24 protein-coding genes and 1 riboswitch are annotated in these 25,884 nt (G+C 55.7%); of the genes, 3 read left to right on the top strand and 21 right to left on the bottom strand.

Annotated features, from left to right (window positions below):
* Positions 1-69 precede the first annotated feature (69 nt).
* The 3 genes from MGLY_RS16320 (at position 70) to MGLY_RS16330 (ending at position 3,061) form a co-directional block, all read left to right on the top strand.
* Positions 70-1,071 carry a FecCD family ABC transporter permease gene (locus tag MGLY_RS16320; RefSeq protein WP_246187513.1) on the top strand — a complete coding sequence of 334 codons (1,002 nt, stop codon included), beginning with the start codon at positions 70-72 and terminating at the stop codon, positions 1,069-1,071.
* A 223-nt stretch (positions 1,072-1,294) separates the two neighbouring features.
* Positions 1,295-2,191 carry an ABC transporter substrate-binding protein gene (locus MGLY_RS16325; protein WP_170291144.1) on the top strand — a complete coding sequence of 299 codons (897 nt, stop codon included), beginning with the start codon at positions 1,295-1,297 and terminating at the stop codon, positions 2,189-2,191.
* Positions 2,192-2,257: 66 nt separating this feature from the next.
* Positions 2,258-3,061: an ABC transporter ATP-binding protein gene (locus tag MGLY_RS16330; protein ID WP_156275648.1), complete on the top strand. Its 804-nt coding sequence runs from the start codon at positions 2,258-2,260 to the stop codon at positions 3,059-3,061.
* A gap of 134 nt (positions 3,062-3,195) precedes the next feature.
* Here MGLY_RS16330 and MGLY_RS16335 read toward each other — a convergent pair whose 3' ends face one another.
* The 21 genes from MGLY_RS16335 to MGLY_RS16435 all read right to left on the bottom strand — a co-directional run bounded on the left by MGLY_RS16335 (position 3,196) and on the right by MGLY_RS16435 (position 25,865).
* On the bottom strand, positions 3,196-4,305 hold the full coding sequence (locus MGLY_RS16335; RefSeq protein WP_156275650.1) for an adenosylcobinamide amidohydrolase: 1,110 nt from the start codon (positions 4,303-4,305) through the stop codon (positions 3,196-3,198).
* Complete coding sequence (locus MGLY_RS16340; RefSeq protein WP_246187368.1) at positions 4,292-5,026, bottom strand: ECF transporter S component; 735 nt, start codon at positions 5,024-5,026, stop codon at positions 4,292-4,294. The genes MGLY_RS16335 and MGLY_RS16340 overlap by 14 nt, the downstream gene beginning before the upstream one ends.
* A 63-nt stretch (positions 5,027-5,089) precedes the next feature.
* Positions 5,090-6,808, bottom strand: a complete 1,719-nt coding sequence (locus tag MGLY_RS16345; RefSeq protein WP_156275654.1) for an ABC transporter ATP-binding protein — start codon at positions 6,806-6,808, stop codon at positions 5,090-5,092.
* Entirely contained in the window at positions 6,781-7,710 is a 930-nt protein-coding gene (locus MGLY_RS16350; RefSeq protein ID WP_156275657.1) for an energy-coupling factor transporter transmembrane component T, read from the bottom strand. Before MGLY_RS16350 ends, MGLY_RS16345 begins: the two co-directional genes overlap by 28 nt.
* Positions 7,711-7,739: 29 nt before the next feature.
* Positions 7,740-9,137, bottom strand: a complete 1,398-nt coding sequence (locus MGLY_RS16355; protein ID WP_156275659.1) for a stalk domain-containing protein — start codon at positions 9,135-9,137, stop codon at positions 7,740-7,742.
* Positions 9,138-9,161: 24 nt separating this feature from the next.
* Positions 9,162-9,929: a DUF4430 domain-containing protein gene (locus MGLY_RS16360; RefSeq protein ID WP_156275661.1), complete on the bottom strand. Its 768-nt coding sequence runs from the start codon at positions 9,927-9,929 to the stop codon at positions 9,162-9,164.
* 132 nt (positions 9,930-10,061) lie between these two features.
* On the bottom strand, positions 10,062-13,835 hold the full coding sequence (locus MGLY_RS16365) for an S-layer homology domain-containing protein (RefSeq protein WP_170291145.1): 3,774 nt from the start codon (positions 13,833-13,835) through the stop codon (positions 10,062-10,064).
* Between the two features lie 387 nt (positions 13,836-14,222).
* A riboswitch (cobalamin riboswitch) is annotated at positions 14,223-14,423 on the bottom strand.
* 128 nt (positions 14,424-14,551) lie between these two features.
* Positions 14,552-15,478: an ATP-binding protein gene (locus tag MGLY_RS16370; protein WP_156275663.1), complete on the bottom strand. Its 927-nt coding sequence runs from the start codon at positions 15,476-15,478 to the stop codon at positions 14,552-14,554.
* Complete coding sequence (locus tag MGLY_RS16375; RefSeq protein ID WP_156275665.1) at positions 15,456-16,322, bottom strand: ATP-binding protein; 867 nt, start codon at positions 16,320-16,322, stop codon at positions 15,456-15,458. Before MGLY_RS16375 ends, MGLY_RS16370 begins: the two co-directional genes overlap by 23 nt.
* 15 nt (positions 16,323-16,337) lie before the next feature.
* Positions 16,338-16,508 carry a 4Fe-4S binding protein gene (locus tag MGLY_RS16380; protein WP_156275669.1) on the bottom strand — a complete coding sequence of 57 codons (171 nt, stop codon included), beginning with the start codon at positions 16,506-16,508 and terminating at the stop codon, positions 16,338-16,340.
* Positions 16,509-16,528: 20 nt separating this feature from the next.
* Positions 16,529-16,891: a NifB/NifX family molybdenum-iron cluster-binding protein gene (locus MGLY_RS16385; RefSeq protein ID WP_156275671.1), complete on the bottom strand. Its 363-nt coding sequence runs from the start codon at positions 16,889-16,891 to the stop codon at positions 16,529-16,531.
* Entirely contained in the window at positions 16,885-17,268 is a 384-nt protein-coding gene (locus MGLY_RS16390; protein WP_156275673.1) for a NifB/NifX family molybdenum-iron cluster-binding protein, read from the bottom strand. The genes MGLY_RS16385 and MGLY_RS16390 overlap by 7 nt, the downstream gene beginning before the upstream one ends.
* Before the next feature lie 132 nt (positions 17,269-17,400).
* On the bottom strand, positions 17,401-17,802 hold the full coding sequence (locus tag MGLY_RS16395; RefSeq protein ID WP_156275675.1) for a DUF5320 domain-containing protein: 402 nt from the start codon (positions 17,800-17,802) through the stop codon (positions 17,401-17,403).
* Between the two features lie 184 nt (positions 17,803-17,986).
* Complete coding sequence (locus tag MGLY_RS16400; RefSeq protein ID WP_156275677.1) at positions 17,987-18,742, bottom strand: ABC transporter ATP-binding protein; 756 nt, start codon at positions 18,740-18,742, stop codon at positions 17,987-17,989.
* Complete coding sequence (locus tag MGLY_RS16405; protein ID WP_156275679.1) at positions 18,739-19,812, bottom strand: FecCD family ABC transporter permease; 1,074 nt, start codon at positions 19,810-19,812, stop codon at positions 18,739-18,741. The genes MGLY_RS16400 and MGLY_RS16405 overlap by 4 nt, the downstream gene beginning before the upstream one ends.
* 40 nt (positions 19,813-19,852) lie before the next feature.
* Entirely contained in the window at positions 19,853-20,959 is a 1,107-nt protein-coding gene (locus MGLY_RS16410; protein WP_156275681.1) for an iron ABC transporter substrate-binding protein, read from the bottom strand.
* Between the two features lie 49 nt (positions 20,960-21,008).
* A complete protein-coding gene (locus MGLY_RS16415) occupies positions 21,009-21,629 on the bottom strand; it encodes an FmdE family protein (protein ID WP_156275683.1) in 621 nt (206 codons plus the stop codon).
* A 280-nt stretch (positions 21,630-21,909) separates the two neighbouring features.
* Positions 21,910-22,932: an ADP-ribosylglycohydrolase family protein gene (locus tag MGLY_RS16420; protein WP_156275685.1), complete on the bottom strand. Its 1,023-nt coding sequence runs from the start codon at positions 22,930-22,932 to the stop codon at positions 21,910-21,912.
* Positions 22,925-23,881: a carbohydrate kinase family protein gene (locus MGLY_RS16425; protein ID WP_170291146.1), complete on the bottom strand. Its 957-nt coding sequence runs from the start codon at positions 23,879-23,881 to the stop codon at positions 22,925-22,927. Before MGLY_RS16425 ends, MGLY_RS16420 begins: the two co-directional genes overlap by 8 nt.
* Positions 23,882-24,035: 154 nt before the next feature.
* Positions 24,036-25,076 (bottom strand): alcohol dehydrogenase catalytic domain-containing protein, encoded by a 1,041-nt coding sequence (locus MGLY_RS16430; RefSeq protein ID WP_170291147.1) that lies wholly within the window; start codon positions 25,074-25,076, stop codon positions 24,036-24,038.
* Between the two features lie 123 nt (positions 25,077-25,199).
* Positions 25,200-25,865, bottom strand: coding sequence for a class I fructose-bisphosphate aldolase (locus tag MGLY_RS16435; RefSeq protein WP_170291148.1), 666 nt, complete (start codon positions 25,863-25,865; stop codon positions 25,200-25,202).
* Between the last annotated feature and the right edge of the window lie 19 nt (positions 25,866-25,884).

The following is a 25,884-nucleotide window of genomic DNA, read 5'->3' on the forward strand; positions in this document are numbered from 1 at the left end:
AAGATATACACCCAGCATGTTATAAAAAAGATAACCTTCCTGGGTTGCCTGGCCTTTCTTTTGGTGGCAATGATATTAGTTTCCGTTTGTGTCGGGACGGCTTTTTTAACAATTGGCGAGGTAGGGCAGGTTATTGCCAACAAACTAATTCTGTCCTCACCTGCTTCATTTAATAGTTTAGCGGATACAGTAGTCATGCAGTTAAGGCTACCACGCATTTTACTGGCCATAGTTACCGGGATAAGCCTTGCTGGCGCGGGAGCGGTGATGCAAGGCATTTTACGTAATCCCCTGGTTGACCCCTATACTCTAGGGCTATCCGGCGGCGCTGCCTTTGGTGCAGCTCTGGCTATCGTCCTGGGGACGAGTATTTTAGGCCCGGCTTTTAGTGTTGCAGGAAAGTATGTAATCGCTGCTAATGCTTTTATTTTTGGCACGATCACCATGATTCTCGTATATGGTATCGCCCAGATAAAAGGGATAGCCCCCGAAACGCTAGTTCTGGGAGGGGTAGCCCTGGGTTATCTTTTTGCGGCTGGGGTTTCTGCTTTAAAATACCTGGCCGCGCCTGAGGTTTTAAAAGATCTGGTAGTCTGGCTAATGGGTGGTATGTGGGGGGCCAGTTGGGACCAGGTGAGGTTGCTATTTCCCCTGGTACTGCTATGTTTGGCTGTTTTATTGCGTTACTCCTGGGATATAAATACCCTTGTCGCCGGGGAAGAGATAGCCGTCAGCCTGGGAGTAAAGGTAAACCGTTTACGCTTGATCTGTCTGACGGCATCCACCCTGGCAGCATCGGCCACCGTGGCTTTTACCGGAATTATTGGTTTTATCGGCCTGGTAGCGCCGCATATCTGCCGTATGCTCATCGGCAACGACCACCGCTTTTTAATTCCCTCTTCCTGTTTACTGGGGGCAGTACTACTTCTAGTTGCTGATACTCTGGCTCGTACCATCATGGCCCCTATAGAAATCCCGGTAGGGATTATTACCTCATTAATTGGCGCTCCCTTTTTTATGTACCTGCTGGTAAAGAGAAAAAGGGGGTGGTGGACTTCCAGTTCGCGCTAAATTAGGTAAAAAGTAAAAAAAACAGAAAGGGGATTTTTTAATGAAGAGAAGTATCTGTATCTTAGTCATCTTAATCGCCACAGTAATGCTATTATCAATACTTGCCGGCTGTGGGCAAAAGAATAACCAGGTTGCGACACCAGAGAAGACGCCGGCGAAAAAGATAATTACAGTTAACGATTTAAAAGGACGCCAGGTTGAGGTAAAGGCCCCCCCGGAAAGGGTGATAGTCCTGCAAACTTCTAACGGTGTGCTTACAGAAATAATCAAAGCTTTAGGTGTAGAAAAAACCGTTGTTGGTGTTAATGATAAGACAAAAACCGAAACGAAATGGCCTTCATATGTATTATCGGTCCCTTCCGTAGGAGAAACCGGTACACCTGACCTGGAAAAAATCATTTCGCTTAAACCAGATCTAATAATTGCGTGGGATTTTAAGCCAGAAGTGTTAACCAAGTTTGAGCAAGCGGATATTCCTGTAGTTTTGGGTTATGGGATGGGAGCTAAGAAATTGCTGCCCTCAATAACTAGCCTCGGCCAGATCTTCAATCAGGAAAAACGGGCGAATGAACTCCTCGGGTATATTGAGAAGCAATACCAGGCGGTAAACGAGCGAATAAAAGGGTTGTCGCCGGGACAAAAGCCAAAGGTATACCTGGAAGGTCCGGGTGAATGGATGACCTATGGTCAAGATAGGGAAGAAACCAGGTTGATTGAAATGGCAGGTGGCACCAGTATAATCAAAGAAAACACGTCCGGCCACCCGGTAATCAATTCCGAATGGGTTTTAAAAGAAAATCCCGATGTTATTATCAAGTTTGTCTGGAAAAGCGACCAGATGGGCTTCGATGTCACCAATACGGCTAGCTTAAAGGCCATTTATGAAGAAATCTGCTCGCGTCCCGGGCTTAAAGATACCAAGGCAGTAAAAAATAACCGGGTATATATCATGGGAAACTTTATGACCACGCCGAGAAATGCAGCTGGGATTTGGTATCTAGCCAGGTGGCTACACCCCGACCTTTTTAAAGATATCAACCCGGAAGCAATCCACCGGGAGATACTTAAAAAGTTCTGTAACGAAGAGTTGCGTGGTACCTGGGTTTACCCTGAAAAATAAAGATACCGGCGGCGACAGGTTCCCATTAAGTGAACCTGTCGCCGCCCTAAACATGAGGTGATTTTAATGAAAATACTTATTCAAGACATAAATTTTTCTTACGGCAGCCATGACGTACTGCAGGGTGTGAATATGGAGATATCTCCCGGACAAGTGGTATGTATCGCCGGACCTAACGGTTCCGGGAAAAGCACCTTGCTCAAGTGCTTAGCCCGGGTGCTTATCCCTAAAAGCGGGGTCGTTTATTTAGACGGCAGGGAAATATCACGCCTCGGGTCCCGGGAGCTGGCCCGGCTGGCAGGTTATGTCCCCCAAAACGGCGGGGAAATTTTCCCTTTTACAGTCCTGGAAATAGTACTTATGGGACGCAAACCTCATCTTACCTGGGGAGTTACCCGGCATGATCTAGAAGTAGTTGCTAATGTGTTGAAATTTATGGGCATTGGAGAGATGGCCCAGCGATCACTGGCAGAATTAAGCGGCGGCCAAAAGCAAAAAGTTTTTATTGCCCGGGCGCTGGCTCAGGAACCACAAGTGTTTCTCCTTGACGAGCCCACCAGCAGCCTGGACATCAAGCATCAGTTGGAGGTCCTGGAAGTGGTAAAAGCTTTAGCGCGCCGGCAAAGTTACGTAGTGATCATGGTGCTTCACGATTTAAACCTGGCCGCCAGGTTTTCGGATCATATAGTGATGCTGAAAGATGGTCGGATCTATGCGGCAGGGAAACCGCGGGCAGTAGTCACGCGGGAGAATATCGGTGCAGTTTACGGGGTGGAAGCATTAATTATGGAGAGCAGCTTTGGCCCCTATGTGATTCCTGTAGGACCCGTACAGGGAAGCGATATATGTCTGCAGGCAGCGGCTTTTTAGCTAGGCGTTCACTGGGCCTGACGCCGTACAGACAGTGAGGATCAGGGGGAGGGAGCTGACTTATGCCATCCTGAGCATGCTGCCGACCAACCTGGCACTGGAATGGGCTTTTCCCAGCGCCTGTATCCGCATGTCTACCTGCAAAGGCCAGACTCCGGACCATCATACACCCTGTCAGCTATAACCCGGTTTATCAGCCGGATAAACAACCTGCTCAAGCTACGCACCGGGTCCTCTCCGGTCGCCGCAGCAAGGCAGATTTCTCCTTCGTTATATCCCTGCAGCAACCTTAGCCCGGCCGCGATAACTGCTTCACCCGGGAGCAATCCCCATTCATATTCGTCCCACAGGTGGATGAGGCTGGCGGCCAGGGCCACCAGGCCCGGCTCGCCCTGGATGTGTTGCAGTCGCGCTAGATAGCTGTCCCGGTCCAGTCCCAGGCCTTCCTCCCCGGCCTGACGCCAGAAGTCTTCCGCACTGACGCCGTACCTCTCCAGGCGTGCCAGGAAACTGCACTGGCGCCGGGCATTCAGGCCGGTCTGCTTTTCTAAAGCTACTTTTACTGCTTCCTTCACTGTCACACCGATTAATTCCCCCAGTTTTGCGTGCTTGCCGGCATCAGTAAAATAATGGTGGCTCTGGGTATTGGCAACGGTAATGATCTGGTCGGTCCCCGAACCGGTGGCAATTCCCCGGGAATAACGGCTGGGCGCCATGAGCTCCTGCAGGGCGGCAGCTTTGGCTTCCGTAGCCGTAACTATGGAGCGCACCAGGGCGTGGGGAGGCAAGTTCCCGTTTATCAGAAGGATAATATTAATAGTGCCGGGGACAAGGACCCATTGCCCGTCCCTCTCGTAATAATCGGCCCTGTCCCCGGCCCGCCCGCCGTTAACGTCGATCCCGCCGGTGACGATAGCCGTCACTGTTAGTTCCCGGAAACCATTCGTTTTTATAGCGGCGTTTTCCATCCTGGCGGCGGTAAGCAACCCGGCGGTGTGACGGTAGGGCAGGCCGAGCTTGCCGGCCAGATACTCCAGGTAGCCTTCCGCACTGCCTCCCGGGAGGCTGGCGGGATCGTGCTGATGGGGCGCCAGGTGATGGTTAAATACCGCCTGCAGGTCTTCCCGGCAGCCGCCGTTGACCCAGGCCGTGCTTACCACCCGCCGCGGCCCGGGGAAGTAGACGATAAGGGTCTCCTCCCGCCGGTGGATTTTTTCCCCGCTGTTTAACTCACAAATTAGCATCCTCTTCTCCTTCTACTAGCGGTAGTAAAGTCACTTCCAGTTTACGGCGAAAACGCTCCAGGATTTTTACGAAGCCGGGGCCAAAAAGTAAATAAAAGGCAGCGTTGCCCAGGGCATGAAAGGTGTCAAACCAGAAGCTGGCTGCATAGGCGGCTGCAAAGGACTGCCAGTTCAAGGGGTGAACAAAGGCCGTCCAAAACCACAGGTTCATTATCCAGCCAAAAAAATAACCCCAGAGAAAACTAAAGACAGTCATAAACTTTTTCCCGGCCCGGGGAAAAAGGATTTTAACGACCCCTGCCGAGCTGCCGGCCAGCCCCCAGGCAAACATCTGCCAGGGCGTCCAGGGTCCCTGCCCCAGGAAAAAGTTGGACACCAGGGCCGCCGTAGAACCGACCATAAATCCGGCGCCGGGCCCGAAGACAAATCCGGAATTAATTACCAAAAAGGTAACCGGTTGAATACTGGGCAAAGCAGCAAAAGGAACCCGGCCCACGGCGGCAAGGGTACCCAGCATGGCGACTACGGCCACCTCCCGGGAAGAAACCCGCCCTTGCTCAAAGCCCCAGTACAGGAGGAGCAGGGCCAGGATGATTATAGCCGATGCCAGCAGTCCCCACCCCTGGCCCAGCAGGAGGACTTTGAGCTTGATGCTGGCCAGCAACAAGGCCAGGATTGCCAGCCAGGCAAGGGGAAACAGTATTTTACGCCCATAAACCACCACCAAAGCCTCCCATCTCCCGCCCGGACCCACGCCATCCACCAGGAAAGCAGGGCCCGCCGGCTAGCCCGCCGGTACGGTCCGGGCGGCGGGCCTTCCGGGTGCGTCAGCCGGCGGGCTCAGGGAACTGCAACCCGGTCCAAACCAAGCCGGCACCAGCCGCTCCAGGGCGTCCGGCACGGTCAGAACGCCGTCAACATAGCCGCGGCACATTTTCCCCATCTGGGTGGAGTAAAAAACCGACTGGCCCAGGACCTGGTGCTTGGGGCCATCGGCAACGACGCGCCCGGCAAACAGCAGCAGCACCCGCGTGGCGTAGGCGGCAGCAAATTCTACATCGTGGGTGACCAGCACCACACTAACGCCTTCCCTGCTTAAACCTGTCAGCATCTCTCCCAGTTCGTCCTTCAACCAGTAGTCCATGCCCCGGGTCGGCTCGTCCAGGACCAGCAGGCGGGGCCGGGTTACCAAAACGGAAGCCAGGGCTACCCGCTGGCGTTCGCCGCTGCTCAAATCGCGGGGATTTACTCGCCGGCAGCGCTGGAGAGCCAGTTTTTCCAGCAGGTCGTCTACTACGCCGTCATCGGGAAGACCGCAATTTTTCAGGGTGAATAATAATTCCTCTTCCACGGTATCCTGGAAGAGATAATCGTTGGGATTCTGGGAGAGATAGGCCACCCTGCCGGCCGCCGGCCGGCCCCTGCCGCTGAGGTCGCGGCCCATTAGCTGCACCCGTCCCCGCCCCGGCTTTAACAGGCCGGCCATGGTCTTCAGGAGGGTGGATTTCCCGGCGCCGTTATTGCCCAGGACAGCCACCACTTCACCGGCATTAACCTGCCAGCTGATGTCCTGCAAGGCTTCTCTACCGTTGGGATAGGTAAACCATACCTTATCCATGGTCAAAAGCGGCCCTCCCGGATTTTCGCCGGCCACCGGCTGGAGGGGAACAGGAGTTCTCACCTTAAAGCTGCTGCGCAGCAACCGGCGCCCTTCCTTGACGGTAATCGGTATCGACGGGCTCCCTGCCCGGGCGAAAAAACGGGCCACCGGGGGGACAAAGGGGATATCCCGCTGCACCGCCCAGCGGGCCAGTTCTTCCGGCGCACCTTCATATTTGATCTGGCCGTCTTCCATGAACACTACCCGGTCAGCCAGGTGGAAACACCTTTCCAGCCGCTGCTCAATTAAAATGATGGTCAGGCCCATTTCCTCATTTAACCGCTTTATGAGATTAAGAAATTCCTCGGCCGCCACTGGGTCCAGCTGGGAGGTAGGCTCGTCTAAAACCAGCACCTGCGGCTGCATGGCCAGGACGGCCGCCAGGGCCAGCTTCTGCTTCTGTCCCCCGGAAAGGTGGTTCGTAAATTCCCCTCGCGCTTCCGCCAGGTCCAGGAAACTCAAAACCTCAGCCACCCGCCGGGACATCTCCGCCTGGGGCAGGCCCAGGTTTTCCAGGCCGAAGGCGACCTCGGCTTCGACGCTGGTCATAACCAGCTGCTTTTCCGGGTCCTGGAAGACCATGCCCACTTCCCGGGCCAGTTGGCGCCGGGCCATCTGGCCCATATCCCGCCCTTGAAAATAAACCTTACCGCCAATCCTGCCGCCGTAAAAATCCGGGATCAACCCGGCCAGGGCCCGCGCCAGCGTGGATTTGCCCGATCCCGAACCGCCGGTTACCAGCAAAAACTCCCCTTCTTCGATGCTCAAATTCATCCTTTGCAGGGCCGGGCGTTCCCTGTCCGGGTAATAGTAGGTCAAATTTTCGCTTTGAAATAAGGGCACCGCTGCCACCCCCAGCTCAATACCACCGGCACGGATAAAGCAAGAAGGATAATAAGTAAAAGGATAACGGTCATGGGGCCCTTGATTAAGTAGTCCAGCTGCGGGTAAAAACTAAAAGTGCTGCACCCCCGGACCTGGCCGTAAACTGCCGCTGCCAGGGCCAGGAGGGTGCTGCCCAGGCAAAGGCTGTCCCGGGGCCGCCAGGCATCCTGCCGGTAGGAGGAACGCCGGCCGCTGCCGAAGGCCCGCGCCTGCATGGCTTCGGCTATTTCCAGGGAATCTTCCAGGGAGGACAGGAGGAGGATATTCATCAGGGCCGCATAGCGAGAGAACCTTTCGGTTAACGTTCCGGCGTGAAAGTCGACGCCCCTCAGAATCTGTACTTCCCGGATGTTATCAAGCTGCCGCACCATGGCCGGGAACATCCGGGTGGCCAGGGAGAGCACCAGCGCCGACCGCGAAGCAAAACGCGCCAGCAAGCCTAAAACCTTATCGGGGTGAACGATAAGATTATAAAGGCAAAAAACGCTCATGATGGTCAACAGGCGCACGCCCATGGCCGCGCCGTAGCAAACGGCCTCCAGGGAGACGGTTAAACGGCCGATAACCGGCAGGCGCGGCCCCCACCAGATAATAGTTTCACCGGCGCGGGCCACCAGGGAGTTGAGAATGATCACCAGTACCGCCATACCCAGGCTGATCCTTAAATAAATCTCCCAGGCAGCCAGGCCCTGGGCGGCGCCAATGGCCAGGATAACGACTAAGAGCAGCCCCAGGAGGTAAAGGGGGTTGGTAAACAGCAGGGCCAGCACAAGTAAAAGGCCCAGGTAAGTCAGGGCTGCCGCCGGGTGCAGGCGCTGTAAAAAGAGGCCTTTGTCCTGGTAAAAAAATTGCTCAAACATCTTCCGGGCAGCCCTCCAAAATGCACTCCTTAGTTTGCATTTTTTATGCTCACCGCCTGGGAAGCTGCCTCCCAGTCTACCTGGTAACCAAAGGCTTCCGCCACAAACCGGGCCGGCAGATAGGTGCGGCCCTCCCTCAGCAGGGGGGCGACGCCGAGGCTCCTGGCCCGGCCATTGACGAAGCCGGTATCCTCGCCAATAACCAGGGTTACCGTAACGCCATCTTTGCTCAGGGTAACAGTCCTGGTCTTCTCATCCCATCTGATGCCGTCCTCCCCCACCCCCAGGGCATAGGCCAAATAACGCACCGGGACATAGGTCCGGCCTTCTTCAATAAAAGGCGGCGCTTCCATGGCCCTGACGTCTTTTTTCCCGCCGGCCACAACCAGGTAGCTCCTGTCGCCAACAATAAAGCGCGCTTCATACCGGGCTGGGGCAGGCCGCGGGGAGGCCAGGGCCGTCCCCTTTTCCTCTTTTAATCGTTCGAAAAAGGGCTGGCCAAAATAAATGCCGGCCAGGGCCATTAAGGCCTGGTTGGTTGCCATTTCATTGCTGCCCGCCCCGGCAAGGTGTTCAAAGGAGCCGTCAGGCAACTGGAAGCGGAGCAGGGCTGTTAAAACATCTCCCCCGGCTCTGTTAAAATCGCCTTGAAGTGGGTCGAGGCCAACCGCTGTCAATCCTTCAATGACCATGTGGCAGCTCTCCGGGTTTTCCGCCCCCCAGGACTCAAAACTGCCATTTGCTTTTTGGGCCTTTGCCAGGTAAGCCACTGCCCGCTGGACAACCGGGCTGTCGCTTTTTTCGCCCAGAGCCCCCAGGGCCATTAATGCCATGCCGGTAGAGTCCACATCGGCAGTTTCCTGGTCCCTCACGTCCCAGTAAAAGGAGCCGTCGGCGTGCTGCCTGGCCGCTAACCAGTTGAGGGCCTTATTTTTATCGGGAATATCGGCGCCGGCGGCGTGCAAGGCCAGAATGGCCCAGATGTGGGTGTTAAGTAAAACCTCACCACCCTGGCTTAGATTGTCGGCAAACTTACCGCTGGGCAGCTGGGCCTCCTGGATCTTTTTTATCAGATCCTGCCCGTGATAATTATAAGGGTTCCCCCCGGCAGCCAGGACGGCCAGGACCAGGGTGGCATAATCATTCATTTCCCCCGACTGGACAGCCTGGGCCAGCACTTTTTCACCGGCCAGCCCGGCCCGGGTGCCCTTTAAATCCCTTCCCGCAGCTGCCAGGGCTATATAGCTCCAGGGCTGCAGCATCCCCCTGCTTTTCTCCCTGTTTAACAAGTAATCGGCAGCCCTGTTCAACGGCGTGCCGGCCCTCTCTTTAGCTCTGAGGGCTGCGGCGGGCTTGGCAGCGCCGGCCATAAGCAAAAAGAAAAGCAGAAGCGCCGCTGCCAGGGGGGATATCCTGCCCTTGTCCATGCCTTCCCAACCTTTCCAGGTAAATTAGGGTGAAACCGCCTTTAAGTCCTGCCAGGCAGGCCCGGGGTTATCTATGCTTTCGCTGTACCACCAGATAATCTTGTCGCCAGGGTTAACGACCTTCTCGCTGGCTGCCACCATAGGGGTTTCGCCGTTTACTTTATACATCCAGCCGCGCATGCCTTTGTTGGCCTGGCCGGCTATGCTCTGGACCAAATTGCCGTACACGGGGCTCAGGCTGTATTGCACGCCGGTGGCGTCCAGGGCACCCAGGGCTGTTAACCCCCATTTGTTGTCTTTATCAACCGTCACCGGGGCAGGACCATACAGGATCTGGCCTTTCATGCCCACTATTGCTATCTCCACCAGGCAGCCCCCGGCGGCAGGACAGGCCCCTTCCCCACTGCTGCTGCTTTTACTAACTGCCGCCTGGAGAGCAGCGCCCTTGCCGGCATCATTCTGGCCGCCCGCCTCCTTTGCGGGCGGTGCCGGGCGGGGAACGCCGCCAGGCGCGGCGGCTTTCACACCGCCGCTTATAGTGCCGGTACCCGCCTTTCCCCCCGCCGTTTTTTCTATCCTATCAGGGGTTGCAGTTCCCTGGGGGTTTCCGGCACCATCTGGAACGCCGGCGGCAGCAGCCCTGCCCGCCGGTAAAGAGACCCCGGCGGGTGTGGGGGCAGCGCCACCCTCGCGTGGCCCGGTGTTGGCGGTTTGCTGCTGGTAGACCAGCGGCCCGATTAAAGCCAGCAGGATTACCAGGACCGCCAGGGGGTAAAGAAATTTCTTCTGCACCTAACAATTCCTCGCTTTGCCGGTAATCTCAGGTCCTTTAAGTACCTCCGGCCGGCATGAACTACAGCAGCGGTGAGGAGTACCGCAAGGCACACCGGCGCTCCTCACCGTTTTAAGCCTACCTCATTTCCTTTACTCAGTCACCAGCATCCGGTAGACCATCACCGCGCATTCCGCCCGGCTGGCCGCAGCTCCCGGCCGGAAGGTGCCGTCTTCGAAGCCTTTCACTAACCCGCTGGCGGCGGCGGCAGCCACGCTGTTTCTTGCCCAGGCAGAAATTTTATCTTTATCCTTAAAGGCCGGCTTTACTTCGCCGGTGGGCAGGTTCATGGCCCGGACCAGCATGGCCGCCACTTCCTCGCGGGTTATGGTTCTATCGGGGCGGAAGGTGCCGTCTTCATAACCTTTGACCAGGCCGTTGGCGGCGGCGGCAGTTACCGCCCCTGCGTACCAGGCGTCACCTTTGATGTCCTTAAATGGGTTCTTATTATCTTCCTGCGCCTCCAGGCCCAGAGCCTTGACCAGAAGGCTGGCAAATTCCGCCCTGGTCACCGCCCGGCCCGGCTCGAAGTGGCTGCCGTCTACCCCGGCCACGACGCCGGCGCCGGCCAGCTCTTCAATGGTATCTTTCGCCCAGCCGTAGCTGGCAGGGGTCACATCGGCAAAGGACTTCCGGGCTTCCCTGACAAATACGGCAAAGTCGGAGAAGTGGTTTACCCGGGCCACAATCAGGCCCTTGGAGACATCGACCACCGCCGGGATAGCCACCCACTCGCCTTTGACCTTATCATACCAGGCCAGGGCCAGGTTTTCCGCCCTGGCCAGGGGCGGAAGGGCAAACTTCAGGGTTATGGTCACCGGGACAGCAAAGGTCGTGCCCTCGGGGCCGAAATTGTAAACTGCCGTGATCGGCCGGTATCCTGCCGGCGGCGGGGCTGGGGCATTGCTACCGCCGTTGCTGCCGGGAGTTTCGCTAAAGGCAGCCTTCTTAACGGTTATTTCTACATCCTTCGTCAACGCTCCAGCCGGTATAGCCAGGGCTATTTCCTCCTGGCTATCCGTTATGGTAGCTCCCGCTGCAGCCGCGACCTTGCGGGCCAGGTCAATTGTGTTTTGCGCCAGTTCCTTTTTCAGTTTAGCCATTTCAGCCCGGTTCATGGCCTTATCGCTGCCGACTACTACCACTGCCTTTGCAACTTCCCCTAAGGGCCCCACTTGAGCTGCACTTTCTTTCAGCTCCAGCAGCCGGTCGATCTTTTCCAGGGCCTCCAGGGCGGCGTCAGAGGCCTGCAAAGTACCGGGCAGTCTTTTATTCTGCTCCTGGAGGCTGGCCGGTGTAGCCTCTGCCGGCGTAACGGACGTACTGCCTTTAACCAGGCTCTCCCAGGTCGGTCCAGGGGAGCTCCAATCCGTGCTGTACCACCAGATAATCTCGTCGCCGTCCTGGATGGTTTTCTGGGAAGCACCCACCATGGGCACGCTGCCGTTTACCTTGTACATCCAGCCGTTCAAGCCGCTGTTGGCCTGGCCGGCGATGCTTTTGACAAAGCCGTTATCATCGACATAAGGGAGGCCGGTGGCGTCCAGGGCCCCCAGGGCCGTCAGGCCCCACCTGTTGTTTTTGCTCACCATAACAGAACCGGGCCCGTAGAGGAGCTCGCCGTTCATGCCCACCACGGCAATATTGACGGTACAGTAGTTGCGCTCCGGCGCCGAAGTTGCAGGTGCAGCAACATTGAGCGTGGCCGTCGCCGTCAGGCCGTTGTAAGTGGCCGTGACTACCGTCTGCCCGGCCTGAAGGGCGGTGACCAGGCCGTAGACGCTGCCAGAAACACTGGCGATACCGGCATCGACCACCGACCAGGCGGCATCGTTGGTCACGTCGCTGCCGGCGCCGTTAAAATAAACCTGCACCGCCTTAAACTGCTGCTGGCCGCCAGGGTTGAGGCTGGCAGCAGCCGGCCGGACGAGGAGGCCCAGGGAAGTCCCGGGGTCGATTGTTCCAGCCAGGATAAGATAGGTATAAAGGGCTTCGCTGGCGTCTAAAACATTTCTATAGGCGCCAAAGCTGCCGTCTTCGTTCAAGGCCTTGAGAATCATATAGGACACCGGCGATAACCCCGCGGTGCTGCGCCAGCTCAGAGGATCCTGTCCCAGTCTTTTGAGAGTGATGATCGCTTCGGCGCTATCCACTACCGGATCGTCGGCCCAAAAATCAGTAGTATAACAAACGCTACCGTCAGGTTGCAGCCACTTCTTTAGATAGGCCAGGCCCTTATCGATGGCGCCCAGGATTTGCGGGTCTTTTTGTTGATAGCCTGGCAGGTAAGTCAAGGCCCGGATGGCCTGGGCGGTAGACATGAAGTCGGGACCCCAGCTTTCCCCCCAGGCGCCGTAAGTGGCCTCGGCCACGCTTTGCTTGCCCAGGATGTAATCGCGGGCATAAACCTCATTGATTACGCTAATCTGCCCCGCTTCGCCCAGGGCGATATAGGCCCACATGTCGCTGTAAACGCTGTTGTCAAAACCGCGAGGCGAGTGCCGGTCCTTTAAAAGATTTACCAGCTTACTTGCTCGGCTTGTATCATTCCAGCTATTTAGGGCCAGCAGGCACTGGGCTATGGTTTTCGTCCGGGAGCTTTTCACCCAGGGAGAGCCGCCGCCGGCATAGTCGGCATACGTTTTACCTAAAGATTTCAGGGCAATCAGGGTTTCGGCCGTAGCAAAGGTGCTGTCCCACCGGGCCGGGATGGCTCCGGTATCTACGTCCTGGATATCTTCGAGGTAAGCCAGGCCCTCCTGGATGGCTTTATAAACTTCGCTACCTTCTATCTTCGCCCCGTCGAAGTAGCTTAGAGCCGTAAGCACCTGGGCCGTTAAATCCGGCTCTTCCGGGTAATAACCACCCCAGGCCGCCCCGGCTGCCTGCCCCCAGGCGTTTTTATGTTCATGTTTAAAACCATTAAGGTAGTTTAAAGCCGATGCCTGGTTAATTCCATTGAGCTTGCCCGCTTTACCCAGGGCGGTTAGAACCATGACATCGTCATAGATGCTGTTACCAAAGTAGATTGCGCCGTTGCTGCTTGTATTTTGCTTGCTAATAATAGCGTTTGCAAGGGTTGTAAGGGTGTCAATGTAACTTGAATCCGAATCTACAGCATGAAGGGCTGTTAGTTCCTTCGCCAGGTAAACAGCGTCCAGTCCTGAAGGATTGCTGGCAGCAGCCCGGGCCGAGTTAATAATGGCATCCTTCAAAGATTTACCATTATAAACCCAGCCGCCTACCGAAAGGTTTTCACCGGCGTTGACCAGAGCTTCGACGCAGCGGTAATCAAAGTTCCAGCCGTTAACTTCATAGGGCAAGCTGCCGTTCTGGTAACGGTTCTGGAAAAAATAAACCGCCCTGCTGATGCTGTCTTGAACCTGGCTATAAATAGCATCATTAACGGGCAAATCCGGTTTTACCAGGGCCAGGGCCTGCAGCGGCGCCTTGGTGCCATAATCATTGCCCAAAGGGCCAAAGCTGCCATCGGCATTCTGGGTGGCCAAGATGTAGGTAAGTAAATTATTATTACCCAGCATGTCGGCCAATTTTTCGAGGCTACCCTTTAGGGTTTTATCATCCTTGGTCCATTGCTTGCCGCCTGTCCATTTCTGCTCATCGCCCAGATTTTCGCCCGCCCGGGTAAGAACGTAAGCCGCATAGCCGTCAATCTTTTCTCCGGCCTGGTAGCGGTCGGATATAAATTTTACGGCCTTAGTGGCCAGATCCTGGGCACTATAGATCGTAGCCGCATCGGCGGCCATAGCCTTGCCCGGGACCAAGAGGGGGACCAGAAAGCTAAAAAGAAAGCATATCGTTACTGCCAGGGCTAGAAAGCGCCTGTTACACCTTTTATAAAACACGCTGTTCCCTGCCTTTCCGAAAATTTAGCCCCTTAAATTTAACGGTTTAACGAGCACCACCCCTGGACAACGGCGCCATCAAACATCACCGCTGCCTTCAATCATCGCCCTGCGGCCACCAAAAACGAATAAACGGCCTCAACTAACACCTCCCTGCGAACTCCCCGGGTGGGTTAGAATAGGCCGTCCATAACAGTCCGGGCGCATCGTAAACTTCCAGTATTCCCTTTTTGGAAGTTCCTTGCCGAACCGGCTGGCAGCATTTAAGCCGGCCCCTCGGGGCCAGGCGCCTACCCTGCTAAAAATAAAACCCCTGCTCCAACTAGAACAGGGGACATGCCGTTTCCCCATCTTGCGTAGGGAGCACCAGCAATTCCGGCAAGCACCAGGTTTCCTGGCTCGGGTTCACCGTTCCCCCACGCCTTCCCAGCCTGCCCTCAGCCCCGTTAACTGCCCCGTCCGGGACACTTTTTAAAAAAGTTAACCCGTTAGGCGGTTAAAACCTGCTGAGGGCCGGACCAGTGGCCTGATGCGGGGTCACTCCCCCTTACAGTGGCGCGACCGCGCCGGCTTTGTACCGGCTTCCCTTGATGCCTGCGTGGATATTTAAATTCCTTAATAGTTAACATCATTCTACAAATAAAGCCGGAATCCTCCCGGCCAATGTTTTTTTAAATTGCATCTTGGAGTTTATTTTTTTGCAAATCGCGCCCGCCTTACTGCATTTTTATTTTTTCCATTCGTACCAGCAGGCTATCCCACATGGCCTTGACGGCATTGGCTGCCGCCCCGCGGGAACAGGCCGTAAGCGGCACGGCATTGACCAGGGCCCTGGCCACGTCGGCATCAAAGGGTATTTTACCGGCTATGGTAAGGCCCTCATCATAACAGTAAGCCTCGATCTCCCGGCTTTTCTCCGGGGCCAGATCATATTTGTTAATACAAACGGTAACCGGCACTTTGAAGTGGCCGGCCAGCTTCACCACCCGCTCCAGGTCGTGCCAGCCGGCCACCGTCGGTTCCGTCACCACCAGGGCCAGGGTAACCCCCGTCAGGGAGGATATGACCGGGCAGCCGATGCCCGGCGGGCCGTCGGTAATGATCAGCCGCGCCTTATTTTCCTCCGCCAGCCGCCGCGCTTCCTGGCGTACCTTCGTCACCAGCTTGCCGGAATTATCCTCGGCCAGGCCCAGCTGGGCGTGCACCAGGGGGCCGTAAGGTGTTTCCGAAATATACCAGTACCCGGCCAGGTTGGGTTTCATGGTAATGGCCCCGGCCGGGCACATCATGGTGCAGACCCCGCACCCTTCACATGATAGAGAATCCACCTGAACAATGGAGCCCCTGGACCCGGAGGCGCTGTTTTCTCCCCCTGCTACCGGCGCTGCCTTCGTGATAGCGCCAAACCGGCAAACTTCAATACAGCGGCCGCAACCGGTGCAGCGCCCGGCCTCGATAACTGCTTTGCTGGAGCCGTAAAATTCATTAACGCTCTCCACCTCCGGCCGCAGCAGCAGGTGCAGGTCGGCGGCGTCAACGTCGCAGTCGGCCAGGACTTTATCCTCCGCCAGGGCTGCCAGGGCAGCGACGATAGAAGTTTTCCCCGTCCCGCCCTTACCACTAATTACCAGTAGCTCTTGCACGCTGTGACACCAGCCTCTCTATCTCCTGCCAGAGGCCGATAAAAGGCGGCACCCAGTCGGGATACTCTTCCACCAGGCACTTGCCCCTGGCATAGGTGGCGGCATATCTTTTGTCAAAGGGGATTTTCAGCAGGATGGGGATTCTCTCCTGGCGGCAATAACGCTCCACCCGCAGGTCCCCCAGGGTGGAACGATTGATGACCACCGCAAAAGGAACACCCACTTCCCGGACCATGCCGACGGCGAGCTTCAGATCGTTAAGGCCGAAAGGGGTGGGCTCCGTTACCAGCAGGCAGAAATCGCTGTCCTTCACGGCGGCTACCACCGGGCAGGAAGTGCCCGGCGGCGCGTCGATAAGGGTGAGCCCTTCTTTGCGGGCAAGCCTTTTCACGGCCCTGATCACCGGGGGTGCCAGGGGTACGCCCACATCGATCTTGCCGTGAGCAAAATCAATCCTGCCGGCCTGCCCCCGGGCCACTATCCCGATGCGGTGCGGCTTTTCGCTAATTGCCCCCGTTGGGCATGCAATAGCGCAGCCGCCGCAGCCGTGGCACATTTCCGGAAAAGTAATGACCTTACCCCCGGCTACGGCCAGGGCGTGAAAGGCGCAAACTTCGCTGCACTTGCCACAGCCGTTGCATTTAGTATTGTCCACTTCCGGGACCGGCAGAGTCACTTCCTCTTCTTCCTGGAATACCGGCTCCAGGAAGAGATGGGCATTGGGCTCTTCTACATCGCAGTCCAGGACCTGGACCGGCATTTTCCTGGCCAGGGCCAGGGCCAGGTTGGTCACAATGGTCGTTTTCCCCGTGCCCCCCTTGCCGCTGGCCACCGTGACAAGCATCCCCTTCACCACGCTTTAATCAAGACTGATTGCTTCATTAGGGCACTCCTCAACGCAGGCGCTGCACTCCAGGCACTCATCGGCATTAATAACAGCTACTTCTTCCACGGTAATGGCTTCTACCGGGCAAACCTCGACGCAGCTACCACAACCGGTACACTTTTCCTCGTCAACCCTAGCTGCCATGTTAAACTCCTCCGTTTATTTTAATGTTCGCAGCCTTCGTGGCCGCCATGGTCATGGCTGCAGGTACTGCCGCTACTCTTGAGATTACCGCTCAGGTAAGCATTCACTGCCGCCTCTACCGGGCCAGCAACACCGCTTATGACCTCAATGCCCCGCTCACCAAACAATTCCACGGCGCGCGCGCCGATGCCGCCGACAATAACGCAGTGAACACCTAAATTTGCCAGATAACCAGGTAAAAAGCCAGGCTGATGCCCGGGATTGGCAATAACTTCTTTACTTATTACTTTCCCGTCTTCAACGGTAAACAGGCTGTACTGGGAACAATGGCCAAAATGCTCGGCTACCATTGTTCCCTCAGTTGCTACGGCGATCTTCACCATCTGTTACCTCCCCGACCCATACCAAAATGGGATCCTACGTTAGCCTGGGATAATAGCGTGGCCTCTCCGGTCTGCCACTGTTGCAGCGCCTTCTCAACCGTCGGTGCTGTAGTTGCGTAAACCTTGACCCCGGCACCCTGCAAAACCCGCAGGGCATTGGGCCCAACATTGCCGGTAAGGACAACCTCCACACCCCGGTTGACCAAGGCCTGGGCTGTAGCCACTCCCGCCCCGCCGCCGGCGGCCAGGTTATCGTTGGCTACGGCCTCAAAGTTATTTTTTTCGGTATCGGCTATAACAAAATACTGGCAGCGCCCGAAACGGGGATCCACCGCTGCCGAGGCATCTTTACCCTGGGCCGTAATAGCCACTTTCATTAATTTCCCCCCTTCTATAACGGTCATTTGTCCAATAACATTATATAGTTATTTTGACCTTATGTCAATAAAATATTAAACAAAAAGAGCCGGGAGGTAAATTTATGACCCGGCCCCGCATTTTGGGTTTACCTACAGGTCCTCATTTTCCGCATCGTCGGCCTTATCTTGCCGCTCTTCCTGCTGTAAAGCCTTCAGCTGTTCTTTGACCGCTTTGAGCTGGCCTTCCAGCACGGCCGCCTGCTGCTTTAAAAATTCCACTTCAGGCGCCGCGCCCTGGGGCGGTACGGCACCGGGAAAGGGTGCGCCCCACCAGCCCCCGGGAAACCAGCCATAAGACGGCGGGAAAAAACCCCAGGCCCACCTGCGGCCCAAGCCCAGCCCCCGGCCGCGACCCAGACCCAGACCCAGGCCCCGTCCAAAGCCGAAAGCAGGATTCATAAAGCCCGGTACGGGGAAACCGTTACAATATCCGGCGCCGCGACCGGTGCGTGGCCCGAGGCCCCACGGGCCGGTCCTATCTCCACGTGGCATTTTTACACCCCCTTTCGGTCTTATGTTCATTATTAGTATAAACCTATTATGGCCATTTGTCAATAATAAAATACAAAGATACGACAGGTTTAGCAACCAAAATTTTAAAAACCCGGAGGGCATCCCCCGGGATAGACGGCATCAACCTGTGGCTGGCGGAACATTAACATTTACCCCAGAGCATTTACCCCAGCGGCACAACTACCGGTATGTTCCTCATTCTCTCAAGCGCCACCGGCACGCCGTAGACGCTGGCGATATTTTCCGGAGTCATGATTTCCTCTCCCCCACAGGCAAATACGGTGTGATTTTTCAGGAGCAAAAATTTATCGGCAAAACGTAAAGCCAGGTTCAGGTCATGCATGACCACCACCGCCGCTAAGTTTTGTTCCCTTACTGCTTTTTTTACTGTTCGCAAAACCTCAAGCTGGTTTTTCAAATCCAAATTGCTGGTAGGTTCATCCAGGAGCAGGACCCGCGGTTCCTGGGCCAAGGCGCGGGCCATGACCACCTTTTGCAGTTCGCCGCCGCTTAGTTCGTCAAGGTAGCGTAAAGAGAGCTCTCCCAGATCCAGAAGCCTTAAAACCCGGTGCACAACTTCCAGGTCTTGGGAGGAAACGTCCCACTTGATGTGGGGTTTCCGGCCTAAAAGAACGGCATCAAAAACGGTAACCCGGCTGCTTTCACCTCTCTGGGCCACATACCCTATTTTACGAGCCACATCCAGCCGGCTGAGCTGGCAAAGGTTGTCTTTTTCAATTAAAATCGTCCCACGTTCAGCCTTTAGTATTTTATTCAGGCACTTGAGCAGGGTGGATTTCCCGGCGCCGTTGTTGCCTAATATCGCCAAAAATTCTCCCCTGGCCACGGTAAAGCTGATCTCTCTTAAAACAGGGCGGCTGCTGTAGCTGAATTGCACCCCGTCTACCACCAGAATCATCTTTTGCTGTACCCCCTGGCGAGAAGATAAAGAAACAAAGGGGCACCCATAAAAGATGTTATGGCCCCTACCGGCAAAACAACCGGCGCCATGACGGTCCTGCCCAGGGTGTCGGCGGCCAGCAGTAAAAACCCGCCCATAACGCTGGCGGCCGGGATTAAAAAGCGGTGGTCGCCGCCGATCAAACGCCGCATCAAGTGCGGCCCTACCAGGCCGATAAAGCCGATGATCCCCAGAAAAGAAACCACCGTGGCCGTTATCAGGGAGGCTAAAAACATTCCCGCCAGCCTTATTTTTTCTACACTCACGCCCAGCCCTTTGGCCGTTTCCTCGCCGCTGTCCAGGGCGTTGTAGTTCCATCTATTGGCCATAAAGTAAAGAAAGGCAACCCCAACCACCGCCGCCATGATTTCCAGATCCCGCCAGGAAGCCCTGCCAATATCGCCAAAGGTCCAGAAAACTATGGCCGCCACCTGCACGTCGCTGGCAAAATACTGCAGGATGATCGTCCCGGCGGAAAAAAGAGAACCCAGGGCGACCCCGGCCAGGACCATGGCTTCGGGAGAAAATCCTTTGTACCCGGCCAGGAAAATGATCACCAGGGTCGCCGCCATAGCACCCAGGAAAGCAGTCAAAGTTACCAGATAAGGGCTATTAATCAGCACTGCATCGGCACCGCTGCTGTGCGTGCTACCCGCCCCCATGGCGATGATAGCCAGGGCGGCGCCAAAGGCTGCCCCCTGGGAAACACCCAGGGTGAAAGGGGAAGCCAGGGGGTTGCGCAAGATGTTTTGCATCACGCAACCCGCCACGGAAAGGCCCACCCCGGCAGTGAACGCCGCCAGCACCCGGGGCAGGCGGATATTCCAGATTATGATCCGGGTCCGTCCTTCAACCTTGCCCAGCAGCGTCATAATTACCTGGGCCGGCGTAAGCTCTGCCGACCCGGCGTTGATGGCGTAAATACCCAACAAAACGCTTAAAACGATAAGAAAGCCAATGACCAGGACTTTTCTCCGGGTGTACTTTAGATAACTTACCGGGATGTTTGTTACTGCCGCGTGGCGCACAATTTTCTATCTCCCCGCGTCGTGAAATTGCCAAACTATTCTACGGCGTGGTCAGGTTAAGCTGTTTAAAGCCGCCGAAATCCTTGGCCATTTGTTCATATAAGGGCTTCCCCAGAAGAAACTGGTAAATCTCGTCGGCTTTCCCGGCCGGGTCTATATCCTTAAACTGGTCGGGAAAAATCACTTTACCAGCGAAGTAGGCGTCGGCAATGGCGGTATCGATGTTCGTAGTGTAGTGATTGTAGGGAATCTGGCCGTAAACCCGGCCTGTTTTCACAGCCTTCAGGGACTGGTAAAACTGCGGGTTTTTCCGGTAATCTTCCTGCACCAGGCTCAAGCCGCCTTCATCGATAAAGATGATATCCGGGTCCCAACTTAACAATTTTTCCTTATCAATCATTATGCTCCCGGTTTTGGCCGTTTCGTCCGCCACATTGCGCGCGTTAATGGCCGCAAAAGGCTGGTACCGGGCCTGGGTGCTTTCGATGCCGTGGGCACCCTTCATACCCAGGGCGCCTACATAGACCCTGGGCTTCTTGTCTTCCGGTATATCTTTTGTCCGCGCTTTTAAATCCTGCTGGCAATTTTTCAGGTAAGCGACCACTTCCCCGGCCCTTTTTTCATTGCCAATAATCTTACCAATCAACTGCAGCGATTTATAAACGTCCTCGTCAAAGGTGGCCACTTTGCCGTAGCTCAGCACCACCACCGGGATGTTCGTTTTGGCCTGGAGTTCATCTGCCCGCGACCTGTCCACCAGTGAGGCCACAAAAATAACATCGGGTTGGACGCTGGCCAGTTTCTCCGCGTCCGGGGTGGAATCAGGCCCCCCCGGTCCGATTACAGGTTTACTTGTTAATTCGGGATGGGCCAGCATGTAAGGCTTACCGGCAGGCTTTTGCTTTTCCACGTTTTCGATACCTGCCACCTTATCCGTCCCGTTTACGTAACAAACCAACCTTAAAGCACCCGGTCCAATGGCTACAATTTTATGCGCCGGGACAGGAACTTCCACTTCCCGGCCCACGAGGTCAACGATTTTGGTTTTGGGGACCCCTGCTCCGGGGGCCGTGGCTTTCGACCCGCAGCCGGCGAGGACTATTAATATCAACAAAGCTGTAACCAGGCCTGGTATCCTCTTAAACATTTCCCTTCCTCCCACGGTTAAAATTTGGGATAGCATACCGGGGCAAAAATCATACGGTCGCACCCCAGCCGCGGCTGTAGCTTTCAGCACAGGGGATGCAGGCGTATCGCCCCTCCTTTACCCTGGCCCGGACTTCTGCTACCGGCTCCCCGCAATAAGCGCAGGTCACGGAATTAAAAAGGCGGGCTTTCTCCGGCAGCTCCAGTTTTACATGTTCCGTTTTAAATATTTCCTCCTCCGGCGCTTCCAGGATATGTTGTAAACGCTGTTGCTGGTAACGGCCGTAAAGCTCCTTTTCCACAGTTGTGGCCTGGCCGCTGAAAATGCGCGCCCGCAGGTCCCTGTAGGCCTCGTCTTCCTTACGGCCGCCACTTTTTAAAGCGACCCTGACGGCAGCGCCCGTCTTCCTATCGCCTATAGTAAATACATGCTTGCCGTAGTCCCGGTAAAGGAGATTGCCTTTCCCCAGGGTGCAGCCGGTAAGGACCTGGATGGCATCCACGCCGCAGGCATCGGTTTCTACGATGGCCACCAGTTCTTCATCGCCCGCCCGCCCGGCAGCCAGCTCCCGCAGGGCGATTTTGGCTGCCCGGTAGCCAATGGCCAGGCCCGGGCAGCTGTGCCCATGAAAGGCCACGGCCCTTTCCCATTCGCTTGAGGAAAAATCCATTATTATCGGCTCCTTCCTGTTTGAAATAAAAAATAACCACTTTAGGCACCCCTCCAGGGGCTCGCGTACCCTCCGTGGTTACAGCAGCAACCTTCATGGTTGCTTTTACTTTTTTCGCTATGCAACCCTGGATTCCTGCTGATTAATTATAAAAGTCCTGGAACATAAGTTCAGTTCGCGGCTGTTACAATGAAATATAAGGTAAAATTACCATGCAGAACCCTTAAATAAAAATGGCCCCGGAGTTTACCTGCAGGACCAAGGCGGTATTTGCCGTCGGCTAGCTGAAATTTTCCGCTTTCCTGAGCCGCAATAGCTTTATTGCCAGTCCTCTGCAATCCAGGTTATTAACACTTTCTACCTGGGAAACCATAGCAACATCAAAAGCCCGCGTGCCCTTTAAAGCCCCACAGATGGCCCCGGCGATGGCCGCTATCGTATCCGTATCGCCACCCATATTGACGGCTTCTATAATGGCCGGCATTGGTTCACCGTCAGTAATTGCCACCAGGGCCAGGGCGGTAATCACGCTTTCGGTGACTGTCATATCCACACCAATGAACTCATAAAGTGCCCGTATCCGGTCCGCCCTTTCGGTATAACGCGCAATAATTTCCAGGGCCAGATCCAGGCGCCTTTCCAGCAACGGAGTCCAACACCGGCAACCATAATCGCGGCCGGCTACAGCGCCCAGGCGTGCGGCCTTCAGGACACTCTCCACACTGGCTCCAGGTGCTAGCGCCGCGGCTATAGCCGCACTAACAGCTGCGGCTCCCGAAATAGCCAGGCTAGTGCCGTGGGTGGGCAAACAGGCAATAGCAGTTTGTTCCATCAGCAACTGCCAGTTTTTGCGAAAGACAAGGGCCACTGGAGCTACACGCATCGCCCCGCCATTTGTTCTCCCTTGGCAACCCGCCTCGGTTGGTGTTGCACCCCTTTGCAATGCCCTTAGCGCGTTAGCCGTTGAAGGGCTGATAAACCCTTTGGCAAAAGCATCTGCTTCCACCGCCCATTGCAATAAAGTATTAGCAACTAGCTCTGGAGTCAAGCGACGATGGTTAATAAGGGCCCTGGCCAGGGCAACGGCCTGACCTGTGTCATCCGTCACTGCGCCAGGCGGCCAACCTGCCCGAGGATGGGAGGCTAAGGGCACCCGCAATTCCCGCACCCTGCCCCCAAAGCTGCTAGCAATCTCTTCTGGAGTCAAAAATTCCGTCGGCATACCCATGGCATCGCCTAGAGCTAACCCCCACAGGCAGCCAATGGTTTTATCCAGCTCAACCGTAAAATCCTGCTCAACCACCAGCCATGCCACCCTCCAATTGTAACCTGGTTGTTACTCTCTCCAACGTAAGCTGCCCTGAACGCGGCCCCTGACCCTCAATGGCCAGAGAAGCGCAGGCAGTGGCAAATTTTAACCGCGTTTGCACCGGCCACCCTTTTAAATAAGCCGCCAGGTAACCCGCCGTAAAAGCATCGCCGGCTCCAGTAGTATCGACTACCCTGCCTGGCATCGCCGGTTGCCAGGACAAATCATCCGGAGCTAGCCAGATACAGCCTCGGGCGCCAAGGGTTACAACTATCTCCTCCAGCGCTCCCTGCCACCAACCCGCTTCTTTAATCACCAAGGCCAACCACTCGGCTAGTGCGGGTAGTTGAGAGGGCACCCTTGCTTCCTGGCCCAGTAAGAGCATACATTCTTCCCAGTTAAGGAAAAGGCCCTTAATTCCCCGGCTGGCCTCAGCCAGGGCGGCCCAGCCCTCCCGCACAAAAATGCCACCTGGCCCGTAGAATACCTGCTGGTCCCGGGAGCAGGCTCCGTTTACCAATTGGCGGACCAGCGGTAAATAGGCCTCGCCAATATACAGTAGCTTGCTTTCCCATACCCCGGCCGGAACCTGGGCTATTTCGCTATACAAAGCGGTCCCTCCCAAAGAAAGGATGGCTCGCTGCCCCTCCGGGTTGACCATCACCACAGCACTCGCTGTGTTACCATTCGTCACGGTAGTGATCAGTTCGGTAGCCACCCCTTCACTGGCAAAGGCTTGCTTCAGGTATTGCCCGCTCGCATCGTCGCCTACTAAACCAGCAAAAGCCACCCGTTCCCCTAACTGGGCCAGGCGGACAGCTATATTAGCTGTCGATCCCCCCGGTTCCCGTCGCACTTCCCTGGCCAGGACCAGCTGATCGGCCCCGGGAAAAGTGTCCACCTGGGCTACCAAGTCAACAGCAGCAGCCCCAACTGTAACCACACTATAAGGGAGGGTTGGCTCTCCCGGTTGATTATTATACCGAGTTCCTTCCAGCTGTTGACTCTCTGCCCCTATCATTTTAGATTTCCCCTTAGAAAAGTTCGGGAATAATCCGAAATCATACCGTTGTAACCTCAGGGTAACAGCCATACCCCTATACCTTATCTCCCCAAGGAAGTATCACGCTCTTAAGACCTTTACCGGCCAGCGCGTCCTTCAGGGCCTGCTCTGTGTCTGACAAAAGGTAGTATCCTGTAATGAGGTCATCCACGTATATCCGTCTGGATGCGATAAATTCAAGTGCTCGCGCAAATTGTCCAGGGCTGAAACCAAAAGTACCTATAAAAGTAACTTCGCCATAATGAACCTGCTCCAGTTCCAGCGGAAAGCTCATACCCTGAGGGAGCCCGGCAAAAAAGTTAACTATCCCACCCCGGCGCACATTCCGTACACCCTGGCTGATCGCTTCCTGTACGCCTACGGCAATTAGTACAACGTCGGCCCCGCGCCCCCCGGTATAAGGGCGCAGGTCAACTTCTTCCCGGCTGGCGTCGAAAATGCCATCCAGGCCTTGAGCGGCAATTTTCAGACGATGGGGCAGCATCCCGCTTAAAAAAACGCGGGCGCCAAAGGCTTTAGCCAGGCGGGCCAGGAGGATGCCCATCGGTCCATCGCCAATAACAAACACCGTTTGCCCGGCCTTGATGCGAGAGGCCTCGATGCCATGTAAAGCACAGGCCACCGGTTCGGTCAAACTGGCCTCAGCATAATCTAGTTCGCCCGGCAGGCGATAAAGACCTCGCCCCCCGGTAGCTGCTGGTACACGTACATATTCAGCAAAACCGCCAGGTTCAATGCTAACAGCAAAAAGGTTGGTACACTGGGTCGGCTGGTCATTGCTGCACCAGTAACAGTGGCCGCAAGGGATATAAGGCGCCACCGCCACCCGTTCCCCTTCCCGAGGCCCGTCTTTGTTATTAATCGCCCCCGGGGCAGCCACAACTACTCCCGCTACTTCATGACCGAGAACCGCCGGCGGCTTTTTAAACGGATGGCCCCGCAAGTAAGTCTTGGAGTCAGTAGCACATACTGCACTCGCCATTACTTTGATTAGCCAATCTCCTTTTTCCAAGCGAGGCAAAGGCTCTTCCCGTATTTCCAGTTGCTCCGCTCCCACATAAAATGCTGCCTTCAATGTCATACATCCTCGCTTTCCATAGCTAAGTATTGTTCATAAGCTTCACCAGGAGTTAAATTCCCTTGCCAAACAGCATTGATCGCTCTAATAATTGCCCGGGGTCGGGAATGGGCCCAGATATTACGGCCAAAAATCAGACCGGCCGCCCGCGTCGCAGATTCCACGTACTAACTCCAGGAGTTTTAATTCTGCGGCCAAAGGTTCACCTCCGGCAACGGCAATGGGAATGGGGCTATCTGCAATTAAGCTGCTAAAACCGGCAAAGTCATCTTGAACCGGCGGATAGAAAATTTTGGCGGCATCAAAGCCCAGTTCAGCACTAATTCGCAAGGCATCCGGCATGGGTAAGCTATCACGACCTGGCATCAATTCCACTATAGCCGGCAGGCCGTTGGCATGGGCCTCCTCCGTCAGTAACCCCAGATACCGCAAAAGGTTATTGTTTTCTCCCTGCCGAAACAAACCCATCGTTAAGATGCCATCTGCCCCCAGGCGCAGGGCGCAGGCCGCGCTGGTAACCTGCACCGTGTCTGGCACTGCAGGAAATGACGTAGCGGCATCCACTCGTAATAAAAGGGCTTTAGGATAACAGTCCGGCGGTAACAGTTCCCATAGCCCCCGGCTCACCAGCAAACCGGTCACCGGCTCTGACACAAGCTTCCTGATTATCCTCTGGGGGTCTGCCGGTCCTCCTTGCTGGCCTTGAAAAAGGCCATGATCCAGCGCCACAATCAGGCCGCCTCCTGGCGGCAACAAGCGGCGCAAACGTAATTGCCTGCCTGTCAAAACGTCCCCTCCTCCTTTA

This window comes from Moorella glycerini (genome assembly GCF_009735625.1).
Lineage (GTDB): Bacteria > Bacillota > DSM-521 > Neomoorellales > Neomoorellaceae > Neomoorella > Neomoorella glycerini.